The following is a 14,871-nucleotide window of genomic DNA, read 5'->3' on the forward strand; positions in this document are numbered from 1 at the left end:
CGTCCTTCCTTTCTGTTAGTTTTCTGTCCCGCTGTTTTTTAATGCCACTCTCTCGGCAATTTTGAGGAAAGGCAGGTAGAAGAATACACCAAATACAATGATTGCCAACTGCACGACCACGGCCCGCCAGTCCCCTGCCGTTGCCAGCCAGGCGCTCAGAATGGGCGGGGTTGTCCACGGGATCATAACCACACAGCGCGACATTAACCCCAGGGTCGTACAGAACCACGCAAACCAGATACCTATGGCAGGTAGCAGCACAAAGGGGATCATCAGCGGCAGGTTGAACACAATCGGCAGGCCAAAAATGACCGGCTCGTTGATGTTAAACAGGCCCGGCGCCAGCGACAAACGGGCCACCTGTTTCGCCGATTTTTGCCGTGAGAAGATGAAAATGGCAATTAGCAGGGAAATCGTGCTGCCGGTCCCCCCCACCATACCAAAGGTCGGTACAAAGATATTATTGATGATATGTGGGACAGGCTGACCGTTGGCAAAGGCCAGCATATTCTCGTTGGTGTTGATCAGCAGAAACGGCTCCAGCACCACGCTGTTAACCACCGACTGATGGATCCCAAGCGTGAACAGGAAGTTACCAAAGCTATAGATAAAAATCGTGCCCGGCAGGCTGGTATTGATCAGGCGCAGCGGCTGCTGAATAAAAGTGGTGATCAGGTGGATGAGATCCGTGTGCAACACGTTCGCCAGAAGCGCGGCCAGTATGGCAAACAGGGAAAGCGTCAGGATCGTCGGGATCAGCGCGGTAAACGATTTGCTGACCGCCGGCGGTACATTTTCACCTAAAGAAATGTGCAGCGCTTTCAGACGAGAAATGGCGATAAACAGTTCCGTTGAGAGCAGACCAATCAGCACCCCGGCAAAAATGCCGGTTGAGCCAATATTGGAGAACGTCAGCACCTGCGTGACGTTCACCGTGGCGTCGCTGCCGACGGGCGTGAGCTGTAAGCGCATCGGCATCATAATGATAAAACTGCTGATGGCGATAACCACTGCCGAGACCGGGTTGTCGAAGTCTTTGTTGCGTGCCAGCGACCAGGCAATCATCGGTGCCAGCAACAGCGCGGCGATATTCAGCGTACCGTTAATAATCGCCTCGCCCCACACCTTAAAATGCGCCAGCGTGTCGCCTTCAAAAATCCATGGAAATACCACGTTATTCACCAGCACCGCCAGCCCGGCAAGGATGAAAATGGGCATGACCGTGGCGAAGGCATCGCGCAGGGAACGCAGGTGCACCTGGTTTGCCAGGCGCGCCGAGAACTCAACAAATCTGTCGACAAAAGACTGCATATGCGGTGTTATTTTTGTTTCAGACATAGCGGATATTTCCCTTCAATCAGTCACAAAAACGGCCCGGCAGCGTACGGCTTAAATCTCGCGTCCGTTGGTATGGATAACCTGTTTCAACCATGCGTAGCTCTTCTTCGGTACGCGCTTTAAGTCTTTCAGGTCGTGGTTTTCACGGTTCACATAGACCACGCCGTAACGCTTACGCATGTCTCCCTGTGAACTCAGAATGTCGATTAAGCCCCAGCCGAGGTAACCGATCACCTCTGCGCCATCCTCAAATATGGCTTGTTTCATCGCCTCGATATGCGCCCGGTGGTAGTCAATACGGTAGGTATCTTCAATCGGATTCACACCGTCCCAGGACTCGATCACCCCAATACCGTTTTCAATCGGGAATACCGGCATACGCCAGTCGTTGTAATAGCGGGTGATGATGGTGCGAAAGCCCAGCGGATCAATCTGCCAGTTCCATTCGGTCGCTTTCAGGTACGGGTTATTTTTATCACCGTGCAGAAGGTAATCGTTGACCGGCGTTCCTTCGGGGATCGCATCGCTGTCGAGGGTTTTACTGGCGTAGTAACTGAAGGCCATATAGTCGTTTTTGGTACGCGCCAGCAGCGCAAGATCCTCAGCGCGGTAGATATCCGCAAAACCTTGCTGTTCCACGACCGCCATCACCGCCGGGCTGTAACCCTGGCCGGCAAAGACGCGCAGCAGGTTCTGGTTGAGGAATTCGTCATACTGCTGGGCGCAGAAGATATCACGCGGTTTACAGGTCGCCGGATAGACCAGCTGGTGCGCCAGCATGCCGCCCATCAGCTGCCCCGGACGGGTCTGGTGCAGGTATTCGGTCAGGGTCATATGCGCGACCATGGTGTGGTGCTGCAGTTCATACAGCTCGCGCAGGGTTTTCTCGCCTTTCATATAGCCCGAGATCCGGAAGGCTTCCGGCATGTGGAAGATGTTCTGCTCGTTAAACGTCAGCCAGTACTTCACCCGGTCGCCGTAACAGTCGATCATTTTTTTGCCGTAGCGGATAAACGCGTCCATCACACGGCGTTCGTTAAAACCGTTGTACTCCTGCGCCAGCGCCAGCGGCATATCGAAGTGGTAGAGGCAGATCATCGGCTCAATGCCGCGGGCAATTAAATCGTTAATAAAGCGGTCATAAAAGGCGATACCTTCGTCGTTGAAGTCACCGTCGCCCTGTGGACATACGCGGCTCCAGGCGATCTGAAAGCGGTAGCAGTTCATGCCCAGATCCTGCATCAGGTCGAAATCTTCCCGATAGCGGTGGTAGGAATCGGTCGCGACTTTCCAGTCAGAAACGTTCTCCCCGGCTTCGCGAATGTCATATACCGACATTCCCTTTCCTCCCTCATTCCAGGCTCCCTCCGTCTGCATACTGGATACGGAATTGCCCCATAAAAAATTGGCTGGCAGAAATTGATTCATGATCGCTCCCTATATGACTAGTCATTTAAAATTTCATGACTAGTCATATAGGCGAAGACGAAAAATCAATCAAAGAGGAGGATCGTTTTTTGTGAGCAAGGCGGGAAAAAAACCCGGTCAGCGAAGCGAGACCGGGGGAAGGACGGTTATTGTTGTGCGAGCTGATGACGGCGATATTCACCCTGCCGCTCCAGCATCCAGCCCGGGTACTCGCGCGGCAGCGCGCTGACGGCATCAAGCTGTTTAAGCTCGTCTTCGCTTAAACGGATCCCGGTGGCGGCAATGTTGTCGTCCAGCTGGTCGACACGTTTGGCACCAATAATGACGCTGGTTACGGCCTTCTGATGCAGCAACCACGCCAGCGCAATTTGCGCCACAGAGACACCCTTGCGCTCGGCCAGAGTGCGCATCACATCCACGCAATCGAAAGCACGCTCTTTATTCACCGGCGGGAAGTCAAATTCCAGGCGGCGACCGCCAGATTCACTCTGCCCGTCACGGCCATATTTTCCGCTAAGCAGACCACCTGCCAGTGGGCTCCAGACCATCAACCCGACGCCTTCACTCTGCATCATCGGTATCAGTTCACGCTCAAGATCGCGCCCGGCGATGGTGTAATACGCCTGCAGCGAAGCAAAACGCGCCAGTCCAAGGCGTTCGGAAATGCCCAGCGCTTTGGCAATCTGCCACGCCGCCCAGTTAGAGACGCCGATATAACGCACGTGCCCATGCTGCACCAGGTTATCCAGCGCGTAGAGCATCTCTTCGACCGGGGTTGCCGGGTCAAAACCGTGGAGCTGATACAGATCGATATGATCGAGCTGCAGACGGCGCAGGCTCTCTTTGACGCTACTGATGATGTGATAGCGCGAACTGCCGCGGGAGTTCACCCCGGCCGTGCCCGTTTCGCCAAACACTTTGGTGGCAACCACCACGTTTTCGCGCGGAATTTTCAGGTTCTTCAGCGCCTGGCCGGTGATCTCCTCCGAGCGCCCTTCCGAATACACATCCGCGGTATCGATGAAATTAATTCCGGCATCCAGTGCACGGCCCACCAGCTGCTCGGCTTCACTTTGCTGCAGCTGACCAATCTTGCCCCACATGCCGCCTTCTCCGCCGAAGGTCATGGTGCCAAGGCACAGTTCAGACACAAACAGACCGGTATTGCCCAGTTTTTGATAACGCATAAGATAATCCTCGCATGTCGTTCGATGGGTACCCGATAGTTATACCCGCCCCATAGCCATCGCGAATGTGGTGTTCCTGTCCGTTTCTTGCCCAATCCTCTGAATCTTATCCGCGCGGAGCCTCACCAAAGACCTTGTAATCCGGTAATTGCACCTGCTGATACGGCTCCCAGCCGCCGCCCAGCGCTTTGTAGAGCGCCACCAGATCGAGAGCGCTTTGTACCTGCGCCTGCGCGCGTTGCTGCTGCGCCTGCGCCAGCTGCCGCTGGGCATCCAGCACGTCAATAAAGCTGGCGATCCCCTGCCGGTAGCTGTCGCTTGCCAAATCAAACGCGTTTTGCAACGCATCGATGGTTTTAGCAAGGCCGGCTTCACGCTGCTGATCGGTGCGGTAGCTCACCAGCGCATTCTCTACGTCCCCGAGCGCGGTGAGCACCGTCTGGCGGTAGTCGAGCACTGCCGCGCCCTGCTGCGCACGCGCCACCTTCACGCTCGAGACCAGTCTTCCGCCCTGGAAAATCGGTATCGAGACCTGCGGGCCGAAGCTGTAGAAGTGGCTGCTCCAGTCCGTCAGCCAGTTGGTTTCGCTGTTTCGCAGACCAAACTGCCCGGAGAGGGTAAAGCTCGGGAACAGCTGCGCCACGGAAACGCCAATCTGCGCCGTGGCGGCGTGGAGATTGGCTTCCGCCTCGCGCACGTCAGGACGACGACGGGCCAGCGTGGATGGGATACCCGTTTGTACGATATCCGGCAGGGCGGGCATCGGCTGTGCCGACTGCAGCTCCGCATCCAGCGCCCCCGGCGGCTTGCCGAGTAAAATCGCGAGGCCATTCATTGCCTGCCGTGCCTGGGCCTGATACTGAGGAAGCTGCGCTTCGAGGTTCCCCAACTGGGCACGCGCGTTTTCAACGTCCATCTGCGGTGACAGCCCGCCCCGCTGGCGGCTTTCGGTGAGTTCCAGGGTTTGTTGCGCGCTCTTAATCTGGGTGTTCAGCGTGGCAATGATGCTCTGCGCCCCCCGCAGCTGCAGCCATGCGCGCGCCACTTCCGCCTCCAGCGACACCAGCGCGTCGTTACGCTGCTCTATCGCCGCTTTCTGCTGCGCTTCGGCAGCCTCTACCTGTCGGCGCACCTTGCCCCACAGGTCGATTTCCCACTGCGCGTCGAAACTCCCCTGGTAAAGATTGATCGGCTGCGTCAGCGGTCCTAGCGCGCCCCTGAGTTCAGGATCCACGTTATCAAGCTGGTCGTACACGCCGTGGGATTTCAGCTCTCCCTCCAGCCCAAGCTGCTGGCGCGTGGCCTGCAGATTACCGTTTACGGAAGGGTAAAACGCCCCACCCGCCTGGTTAATCTGTTCGCGCGCCCCGGCAATACGCAACACCGTCTGCTGCAGGGATAAATTCCCCGCGATCGCGCGCTCTATCAGGCTGTCCAGCTGCGGTGAACCGAAGGTTTTCCACCAGCGTGGGTTGGTTGCCGTCGAGGCCGTTTTTGACTTCACGCCGCTGTCACCCGGGTCGTTCCAGTGTGTCGGGGTCTGCGACGCCGGCGGCTGGTAATCCGGCCCCACGGCGCAGCCTGCCAGCAGCATGATTATCAGGGGGGTTAAACGTCTGTGTATCATCAATGTGCTCCTGCACTCCCCTCGCTCTTAACCGGCGAGAGCAACAAACAAAACGGAATCAGTAACATGGCTACCACGCTCAGAATGGTGAACACGTCGATATACGCCAGGAAGCGCGACTGCTCGATCATGGTCTGGTACATGCGCCCGGTGGCGATACCGGTAGGGTCCCCGACCTGAGTGGTGAAGTTCTGGATCGCCTGCGCACTTTCGCGTATCGCCAGCTGGAACTGTTCATTAAACGGTGACGCGTGATAGGCCAGATGCGCGCTGTGCGCCTGGGAACGTTCGGTAATGGCCGCCGTAGAAAGCGAGATGCCAATTGAGCCCGCCACGTTGCGGAACATGGTAAACAGCGCCGCCGCATCGGCGTTCAGCCGCCTCGGTATCGAAATAAAAGCAATGGTGGTGAGAGGAACAAACAGGAATCCAAGCCCTATCGACTGCGCACTGCGGAACAGCACCAGCGTTTCGAAATCGATGTCCGGGGTCAGCGTACGTGACCAGAAGAACGACACCGCCAGGCAGGTAAAACCAAAAGCGATAATCCAGCGCGTCTGCACCACCGGCATCAGCTTCAGCACCAGCGGGATAGTCAATACGATCAACACGGCGCCCGGCGAAAGCACCAGCCCGGACCAGGTGGCGGTGTAGCCCAGATCCTGCTGTGCAAGCTGCGGAATCACCACCGAACTGCCGTACAGAATCATCGCCATGCCCGCCATCAACAGGCTGGAGATGGCGAAGTTGCGATCTTTCATGCAGTGCAGATCTACCACCGGTTTTTTTGCATACACCAGCCAGTAAATCGCACCAATAATGCCGATGAGCGTCAGCACGGCGAAGGTGCGAATAAAGTTCGAATAAAACCAGTCCTCATCTTCTCCCCGGTCGAGCATCACCTGCAGGCAGCCTAGCCCCAGCGCGATCAGGCCAATCCCCGTCCAGTCGATAGACAGCTTCTCTTTCGATTTGCTTTCCCATGGCGGGTCTTCCAGCAGCTGGTAGATCGCCAGCACCGTTACAATCCCCACCGGAATGTTGATGAAGAAAACCCAGCGCCAGGAGTAGTTATCGGTGATCCAGCCGCCCAGCGTCGGGCCAAGTACCGGCGCAACGATGATGGCGATTGACGACAGGCCAAACGCTTTACCCCGGTCCTCGGGTTTAAAGTAGTCGAGCAGCACCGACTGCTGCGTGGGCTGCAGCCCCCCGCCGAAAAAGCCCTGCATTACGCGAAAGAGAATGATTTGCCACAGCTCGGTGGCGATCCCGCACAGGAACGAACAGACGGTGAACATCACGATGCAGATGAGGAAGAACTGCTTGCGGCCAAAAACCCGGCTCAGGAAAGCCGATATCGGCAGCACTATGCCGTTTGCCACCAGGTAGCTGGTCAATACCCAGGTGGATTCGTCGTAGCTGGACGAGAGCGACCCGGCCACATGCGGGAGCGCCACGTTAACGATAGTGGTGTCGAGGATCTCCATAAACACCGCCAGCGTGACCACAATCGCCACCGCCCACGGATTACTGGCGGGTCGCCAGTTGTCGTGGCTGTGATCCGTCATTCCACTGTCACCTTCGGTGCAACCGACAGCCCAAGCGGCAGCGGTTTGTTGGGATCCAGCCCTTTATCAATCACGATCTTCACCGGCACGCGCTGAACGATTTTGACAAAGTTACCGGTAGCGTTTTCCGACGGGAAGGCGGAGAAACGCGAGCCGCTGCCCTGTTGAATACTGTCGACATGGCCTTCGAGCGCCATATCCGGCCAGGCATCTACGGACACCTCGACCTTATCGCCCGGCTTCATGCGTTCGAGCTGCGACTCTTTAAAGTTCGCTACCACCCACACATTCGGAGAGACCAGTGAAAACAGCGCGGTACCCGCCTGCACCAGGGTGCCGGGCTGGACGTTGCGTTTAGTGACAAAACCGTCAAACGGGGCGCGGACTTCGGTGTAAGAGAGGTTCAGCGTCGCGGTTTCCAGCTGCGCTTTGGCCTGATCGACCTGGCGCTGACGCGCTTCCACATTGGTTTCCTGCTGGCGGATCTGCAGCTGTACCTGCTCCGCCACTTCAAGCTGCGCCTGCGCACTTGCCAGGCCCGCCTGGGCACTGCGCAGCTGGGCATTGGCGGTATCAATACTTTGCTGGGTGGTCGCTCGCGGGTCAACGCCTCGCTGGCGGCGATACTCCGCCTGCGCATTGGCCAGATCGGCCTGCGCTTTAATCACCTGCGCTTTGGCTTCATCACGCTGAGCGGGATACTGGACTTTTGACAGCGCCAGCTGCGCCTGAGCCTGATGCAGCTGGGCTATCGCCAGCCCAAGCTGGGCCTGCGCCTGATCGCGCTGGGCAGTGGTATCACGCGGATCGATAACCACCAGCAGGTCACCCTTTTTCACCCGCTGGTTATCGCGCACACGCAGCTCGGTGACATAGCCTGCCGTTTTCGGGGCAATCGTCACCACATCACCGTCGGTAAAGGCGTCGTCAGTGGTCTCTTCGTTACGGGTTAAAAACCACCAGACCAGCGCCACGATAACCATCACCACCACGACAATGCCAAGGATGATTAACGGTTTTTTGCCCGGGCGCTTACGCTGTTTAGTGTTGTTTTCCTGCTCGTCAGCAGGCAGGTTTTGATCTTCAGCCATAGGTCAGCAACAGTCCTGTCAGTGAGCGGCATCACACTATGCCGTTCACTAAAGCTAGGACGTTGCTATACGTTTGCCAGGAAAAACTGACAAATTGCGCACTATATGAGAAGGAAAATTCCGAAACCGATCGCCGCGGCCCAAATCAGCATCGGGATCGACCAGACATGGAAACGCCACCAGATACGACGATCGTTAGCCATACGCAGGGCAATCAGGTTAGCAAGCGAACCGGGCAGCAGCCCAAACCCGCCGATATTCACCGCCCACGCCAGCAGCGTGTCAGGGGGAACGTAGTTGAGGAGTAAAATGGTGGAAGGCACGTTGCTGATGAACTGTGACAGACCAATCGCCGTGAGCCACAATCCCGGCTGCGACAGGCCGCTGACGCTGTGCAGAACGTGTTGCAGTACCGGAAGCTGGATAAGCAGATGTACATCAATAAACATCACCATAAAGACCAGCAATAACGTCCAGTCCACGCTGATCAGCACGCGCCGCGCCAGGAATAAAAAACCGGCGGCGACGAGCAGTACGCCCGCCAGTTCATACTTCAGTTCCAGCGCGAACAGGAAAACGATGTACAGCGCCAGACAACTCCACACCAGACGCGGCTGCCACTGCGGGCCCGTGGTACCGCTGTGATACTGCAGTTTTTTGACCGGGAACGCGAACCAGCAGACCGCCAGCAGCGACACCATCATCACCAGTGCCAGCGGAGCCATCTGCCAGGTAAAAGCGGCAAACGACAGCCCGGAGCGTCCCCACAGGAGAATATTTTGTGGGTTGCCGATAGGGGTCAGAAGCGAACCGGCGTTAACGGCCAGTGCCTCGAAAATGATCAGCCGGCTAACCGGGATCTCGCAGAGCTTACGCAACGTGAGCGTGAGTGGCACAATGATAAACAGCGCCACGTCGTTGGTCAGAAACGTCGACAGCACCGCAGCAGAGAACACCATAAACAGCGCCAGGCGGCGTTCAGTGGCAAAGCGGCGCACCATTTTACGTCCCAGGACGTCAAAATAGCCACTCAACTCTACCCCTTTGGTGAGCATCATCAGGCCACTGAGGGTAATGATGGTGCGCCAGTCAATCACCGCAGGCCAGGTGTGTGGCGCAAACGGCACAAAGATGCTTAATACTGCGCCAATGATGAATAAGAGATGGAAGAAACGATCGCGTGCCAGGGCCTGCAGTCCGGGGATGTTCATTCAGCGGAGGGACCATATTTAAGGGTAAATTCGCGAAACTTAACCAGCGTCTCTTCGCTGACGTGGTGTTCCATTCCTTCCGCGTCCCGGCGGGCAATTTCCGGGCTTACGCCCAGCACCAGTAAGAAGTTTTCGACGAGCTGGTGGCGCTCGCGACTCTCCTGGGCGAGTTTCTCCCCTTCCGGCGTCAGAAAGACGCCGCGCCAGGGGATCATTTCAATCAGGCCCACGGAGGCCAGACGTTTTAACATTTTTGCCACTGTCGGTTGGGAAACGCCCAGCCGTGCAGCCATATCCACCTGGCGCGCCTCCCCGACCTCGCGAATCAAATCGGAAATCAGTTCAACATAGTCATCAATCAGCTCACGACGGTGCGCTTCACGTACCTGGCGAAAACCTTCGACATGTTCTTCAACATTCACCAGTTGCGTCGTTTTTCTGATTGTTGGCTTACCTGCGCGACGGTTCATTGTACTTCCTCAGTGGGGTGACGCTTCCAGCGCCCGGTATCGAGAGCGCACATTGTAAACCATCCCTCTACAAGCACAAAAAATTAACGAAATAGCCATAGCTATACAATATAGCCTGTGCTATATCTGTATGTAATGCAGTCACCCTTCACGGATCGAAGGGATCAAAAATCAGGAGGTCTCATGAACGAATTCAAGAGGTGTATGAACGTGTTTACCCACTCCCCCTTTAAAGTACGCCTGATGCTGTTGAACATGCTGTGCGATATGTTTAACAACAAACCCCCGCATCAGGACGACAAACCTTCCCACTAAGCGGCGTTGCGGTACGCCGCTTCATTTTTCCGTCACAAACCCTCTGTACACTGGCTTTTAGCCGCCCTATTCCCGATCTTTTTTACGGATTTGCAATCCCCTTCGCAAAACATCTGCTTAGCAACTGTTGCTATTATTTAGCGCTCGCACTATCTTCTTGCAGCCCTGCACAATTTGCGGCTCGCTGAAGCGGACCCTCATTCCCTCTCCACGCACTGTCAGGCAGGTTATGACCCTTGACGCCAGGGTGAGCACATGGCGTTTTTATCCATGATAGTGACCTATGAATTTAACCCTGATAGACACCGTTGTTACCCGTAGCCGGGCCTTAAGCCCGTGGACGGGATTTTACTTTTTGCAGTCATTACTGATTAACTTTGCGCTGGGCTATCCCTTTAGCCTGCTCTATGCCGTGGCCTTTACCTGCATATTGCATGTGCTGTGGCGAACGGCTCCGCGCGCGCAAAAAACGTTAGTCGGAATCTGTTCTCTGGTCGCTGCACTCTATTTCCCGTTTGGTCAGGCTTACGGCTCGCCGAACTTTAATACCCTGCTGGCGCTGCACTCGACCAATATGGAAGAGTCAACAGAGATCCTGACGATCTTCCCCTGGTACAGCTATGTGGTCGGCCTCTTTATCTTTGCCCTTGGCGTGATAGCCGTTCGCCGTAAAGCGGAAGAGAAAAAAACGTGGGGAAAAATTGAGCACCTGTGCCTGGCGTTTAGCGTGGTGGCATTCTTTGTCGCACCAGTACAAAACCTGGCCTGGGGTGGGGTGTTCAAGCTGAAGGATACCGGCTATCCGGTGTTCCGTTTTGTGAAAGACGTCGTCGTTAACAATAAAGAGGTGCTCGACGAACAGGCACGTATGGCTGAGCTTTCAAATATGAAAGACACCTGGAACGTGCTGGCCGTGAAGCCCAAATATCACACCTATGTGGTGGTGATTGGTGAAAGTGCACGTCGCGACGCCATGGGAGCATTTGGCGGACACTGGGACAACACACCGTTCGCCAGTTCGGTCAAAGGCACCCTGTTTACCGATTATGTTGCGGCCAGCGGCTCAACGCAGAAATCTCTCGGCCTGACGCTGAACCGGGTGGTCGATGACAAACCCCAGTTTCAGGATAACTTTGTTACCCTGGCGAACCGCGCAGGTTTCCAGACCTGGTGGTTCTCCAATCAGGGACAAATTGGCGAATACGATACGGCCATTGCCAGTATCGCCAGACGCGCCGACGAAGTGCAGTTCCTGAAGAACGGTGATTTTGAAGCGGACAAGAACACGAAAGATGAAGCGTTGCTGAAAATGACGGCGCAGGTCTTTGCCTCTCCGCGTACCCAGCCGCAGCTGATTGTTCTGCACCTGATGGGGTCTCACCCGCAGGCCTGCGATCGGACCGGCGGTAAATACGCAGAGTTTGTGCAGTCCAAAGAGACCTCATGCTATCTCTACACCATGACGCAAACCGACGACCTGCTCAGCAAGCTGTACGATCAGTTGCGCAATACGGGTGACAGTTTCTCGATGGTCTACTTCTCGGATCACGGGCTGGCGTTTAAAGAGCGCGGTAAAGAGGTGCAGTATCTGGCGCACGACGATAAGTTCCAGCAGAACTTCCAGGTACCGTTTATGGTTGTGTCGAGTGATGATAAAACGCATCGCATTATTAAAGCGCGGCGTTCGGCCAATGATTTCCTGACCTTCTTCTCGCAGTGGACGGGGATTTCGGCACAGCAGATAAAAAATGCGTACCCGTTTGTCTCTAACAAGAAGGCTCCCCCAGTTTACATTACCAACTTCAAGTTACAGAAAGTTGACTATAACCATCTGGGAACCGATATCTTCGATATTAAGAGTAAATAATCCGGGCAATCTGCTACCCTCTCATGCAAGGCGAGGGATTAACGTAAAAAAAAATCCGCCACATTGGGCGGATTTTTTACTGGCTCACCGAAGTGATTAGAAGCGGTAACCTACGCCCGCGATCCAGGTGCCAACGTCAACGTTGCGGATACGGCTCTGCTCATAAGAGAAGTCCAGAGCGACGTCCTGGATTGGGTTGAACTGCAGACCCGCGCCATAGGAGAAGCCGTAGTCGCTGTTGCTTGCAGTGCGGTTCAGACCCTGGTTTTCGGTCTGCTGGAATTTACCGTAGCCAACACCTACAACACCGTAGATGCTTGCCCAGTCGTTCAGACGGTAAGCTGGACCAGCGGTGATGCCGTAGTACTGGCCTTTGTTGTATGCGCCGTTTTCAGAACGATCTTTCTCGGTGTAGGTGAAAGAACCGATCACGCCCAGTGGGTTGTTATCCTGCTCGTAACGATACTTCAGGTTGAAACCGTTAGCTTTGTTCATCACGCCCTGCATATCGCTCTGAGCGTAACCACCGGTTACAGTAGAAGTAGCAGCTACAGCGGTACCTGCGGAAACAGCCAGTACAGCGGCCAGTGCTGAAAGACATGCAATTTTTTTCATAACCACCTCAAATGTGCTTCAAGTAAGTCCGTAAGTTTTAAATATATCAAAAAAATTTGCGAAACTCTTTGTGATTCGTGATGTCTAACAGAACCTTTCCTGTAACAGAACGTTTCCAGCGTCAGCTATCTCATTCAAATCACATACAATTTTCGCTATAAAACGCTCATACTGCGCGCCTGCGCCGTTACATTCATCCAGATTATTCCTAATCTGACAGGCGATAAATCCACCAGCGCTTAACCATTTTACGGAATTTACACGTTTTTTTTTCAACGGTCTCTCAACCGTTGCAGCTTATTTCCTTTACACTGCAACCTTTACTTCATTTGACATAAGTTGACAGGAGAAAGGATGCCTGGGTTATTCCGCTCGTCGTCGGTCTGGTTGCCGGTTGTCGTCATACTCATCGCCATGTTGTCCATTCAAAGCGGTGCCTCGCTGGCTAAATCCCTCTTTCCGCTGGTCGGTGCGCCTGGGGTCACGGCCCTGCGTATTGCCCTCGGAACCGCGATCCTGGTGGTGATTTTCAAACCCTGGCGTTTACGCTTTAAAAAAGAACAACGCTTACCGCTGCTTTTTTACGGGCTGTCCCTGGGAGCGATGAACTACATGTTCTATCTCTCCATCCAGACAATTCCGTTGGGGATTGCCGTGGCACTGGAGTTTACTGGCCCGCTGGCGGTAGCGCTTTTCTCGTCCCGTCGTCCCGTTGACTTTATCTGGGTAATTCTAGCCGTTCTTGGCCTGTGGTTCCTGCTGCCGCTGGGTCAAAGCGTCTCAGAGATCGATCTCACGGGCGCGGCGCTGGCTCTGGGGGCGGGTGCCTGCTGGGCTATCTATATAGTGACCGGACAGCGCGCCGGGGAAGAGCATGGCCCGGCGACGGTGGCAATCGGTTCATTGATTGCCGCTATCATCTTTGTGCCGGTGGGTATGGCTCAGGCCACCGAGTCCATCTGGCAATGGTCAGTCATGCCCATCGGGCTGGCGGTCGCCATTCTTTCCACAGCACTCCCCTACTCTTTAGAGATGATAGCCCTTACGCGCCTGCCGACGCGCATTTTCGGCACGCTAATGAGCATGGAGCCCGCGCTCGCCGCCCTGTCAGGGATGGTCTTCCTCGGGGAAACCCTGACCTTCACCCAGACGCTGGCCCTGTGTTCGATTATCGCCGCCTCAATGGGCTCAACGCTGACGATGCGCCCGGAACCTAAAGTTGAGAAAATTGACCTCAATTAGCGCTCTATATTCTGCGTGGCTTTATAGCCATGCAGAATAAAGGCCAGTTTCCCGTTTAAAATATTTTTTTACATACTTTGCACTCTTCGTGAAATATTTCCCCGCTGTCGATAACGTTTTCCTGAATTAGGATTGATCTGCATCAATTTTAAATAATCCCTTTAATTTCATACCATTGCAAACACAACGTCCTTCTCACTATTAAACTGATAGGCAGAGCCTCCCCGCAGGGAAAAAATCCGGTGCTATACTTAATCCCGCAATTACCTGGGACACAAACATCAAGAGGATATGAGATTATGAGTACCGCTAAACTGGTGAAAACGAAAGCGTCTAATCTGCTTTATACCCGTAACGATGTATCGGATAGCGACAAAAAAGCGACCATTGAGTTGCTGAATCGCCAGGTGATCCAGTTCATCGATCTTTCGCTGATCACCAAACAGGCCCACTGGAATATGCGCGGTGCAAACTTTATTGCCGTTCATGAAATGCTGGATGGCTTCCGCACAGCACTGGTTACCCACCTCGATACCATGGCCGAACGTGCCGTACAGTTAGGCGGTGTGGCACTGGGTACCACGCAGGTGATTAACAGTAAGACGCCACTGAAAAGTTATCCGCTGGATATCCATACCGTTCAGGATCACCTGAAAGAGCTGGCAGACCGCTACGCGATAGTGGCTAATGATGTGCGTAAAGCTATCGGCGAAGCGAAAGACGAAGATACAGCCGATATCTTCACCGCCGCTTCCCGCGACCTGGATCAGTTCCTGTGGTTCATTGAGTCCAACATCGAATAATTCATAAGAATTTCCTATACAACCCTCGCCCTCCGGTGAGGGTTTTGCACATCTATGGTGCACGTTTTTGGCCTGAGACGCTGCAAAAGTGAAAAAATTGTAATAA

General features: G+C 54.8%; 13 protein-coding genes. 4 read left to right on the forward strand and 9 right to left on the reverse strand.

Features of this window, described 5'->3' with window-relative positions:
- Nucleotides 1–15: 15 nt before the first annotated feature.
- The 8 genes from HV157_RS06460 to mntR all read right to left on the reverse strand — a co-directional run bounded on the left by HV157_RS06460 (nucleotide 16) and on the right by mntR (nucleotide 9,923).
- Nucleotides 16–1,338 (reverse strand): PTS transporter subunit EIIC, encoded by a 1,323-nt coding sequence (locus tag HV157_RS06460; protein WP_014169268.1) that lies wholly within the window; start codon nucleotides 1,336–1,338, stop codon nucleotides 16–18.
- A 51-nt stretch (nucleotides 1,339–1,389) separates the two neighbouring features.
- Complete coding sequence (locus HV157_RS06465) at nucleotides 1,390–2,766, reverse strand: glycoside hydrolase family 1 protein (protein WP_182268373.1); 1,377 nt, start codon at nucleotides 2,764–2,766, stop codon at nucleotides 1,390–1,392.
- Nucleotides 2,767–2,912: 146 nt separating this feature from the next.
- A complete protein-coding gene (locus tag HV157_RS06470; RefSeq protein ID WP_014169266.1) occupies nucleotides 2,913–3,953 on the reverse strand; it encodes an aldo/keto reductase in 1,041 nt (346 codons plus the stop codon).
- Nucleotides 3,954–4,059: 106 nt separating this feature from the next.
- Nucleotides 4,060–5,580 carry an efflux transporter outer membrane subunit gene (locus tag HV157_RS06475; RefSeq protein ID WP_148576502.1) on the reverse strand — a complete coding sequence of 507 codons (1,521 nt, stop codon included), beginning with the start codon at nucleotides 5,578–5,580 and terminating at the stop codon, nucleotides 4,060–4,062.
- Entirely contained in the window at nucleotides 5,580–7,151 is a 1,572-nt protein-coding gene (locus tag HV157_RS06480) for a DHA2 family efflux MFS transporter permease subunit (RefSeq protein ID WP_014169264.1), read from the reverse strand. Before HV157_RS06480 ends, HV157_RS06475 begins: the two co-directional genes overlap by 1 nt.
- On the reverse strand, nucleotides 7,148–8,242 hold the full coding sequence (locus HV157_RS06485) for an HlyD family secretion protein (protein WP_020884906.1): 1,095 nt from the start codon (nucleotides 8,240–8,242) through the stop codon (nucleotides 7,148–7,150). The genes HV157_RS06480 and HV157_RS06485 overlap by 4 nt, the downstream gene beginning before the upstream one ends.
- 101 nt (nucleotides 8,243–8,343) lie before the next feature.
- Entirely contained in the window at nucleotides 8,344–9,453 is a 1,110-nt protein-coding gene (locus HV157_RS06490; protein ID WP_020884907.1) for an anion transporter, read from the reverse strand.
- Nucleotides 9,450–9,923 (reverse strand): manganese-binding transcriptional regulator MntR, encoded by a 474-nt coding sequence (gene mntR, locus HV157_RS06495; RefSeq protein WP_014169260.1) that lies wholly within the window; start codon nucleotides 9,921–9,923, stop codon nucleotides 9,450–9,452. The genes HV157_RS06490 and mntR overlap by 4 nt, the downstream gene beginning before the upstream one ends.
- Nucleotides 9,924–10,106: 183 nt before the next feature.
- Between mntR and mntS the strand changes: the two genes are divergently transcribed.
- The gene (gene mntS / locus HV157_RS06500) at nucleotides 10,107–10,238 is read left to right on the forward strand and encodes a manganase accumulation protein MntS (RefSeq protein WP_020884908.1); all 132 of its coding nucleotides are present in this window, start codon (nucleotides 10,107–10,109) and stop codon (nucleotides 10,236–10,238) included.
- A 283-nt stretch (nucleotides 10,239–10,521) separates the two neighbouring features.
- Nucleotides 10,522–12,105 carry a phosphoethanolamine transferase gene (locus tag HV157_RS06505; RefSeq protein WP_025204621.1) on the forward strand — a complete coding sequence of 528 codons (1,584 nt, stop codon included), beginning with the start codon at nucleotides 10,522–10,524 and terminating at the stop codon, nucleotides 12,103–12,105.
- Between the two features lie 96 nt (nucleotides 12,106–12,201).
- Here the strand turns inward: HV157_RS06505 and ompX are convergent, their stop codons facing one another.
- Nucleotides 12,202–12,720 carry an outer membrane protein OmpX gene (gene ompX / locus HV157_RS06510; protein ID WP_020884910.1) on the reverse strand — a complete coding sequence of 173 codons (519 nt, stop codon included), beginning with the start codon at nucleotides 12,718–12,720 and terminating at the stop codon, nucleotides 12,202–12,204.
- A 354-nt stretch (nucleotides 12,721–13,074) separates the two neighbouring features.
- Between ompX and rhtA the strand changes: the two genes are divergently transcribed.
- A complete protein-coding gene (gene rhtA, locus HV157_RS06515) occupies nucleotides 13,075–13,962 on the forward strand; it encodes a threonine/homoserine exporter RhtA (RefSeq protein WP_182268372.1) in 888 nt (295 codons plus the stop codon).
- 299 nt (nucleotides 13,963–14,261) lie between these two features.
- Nucleotides 14,262–14,765 (forward strand): DNA starvation/stationary phase protection protein Dps, encoded by a 504-nt coding sequence (dps, locus tag HV157_RS06520; protein WP_010428924.1) that lies wholly within the window; start codon nucleotides 14,262–14,264, stop codon nucleotides 14,763–14,765.
- Nucleotides 14,766–14,871 lie beyond the last annotated feature (106 nt).

The sequence above is a fragment of the Enterobacter sp. RHBSTW-00318 genome (assembly GCF_014101375.1).
GTDB classification, from domain to species: domain Bacteria; phylum Pseudomonadota; class Gammaproteobacteria; order Enterobacterales; family Enterobacteriaceae; genus Enterobacter; species Enterobacter ludwigii.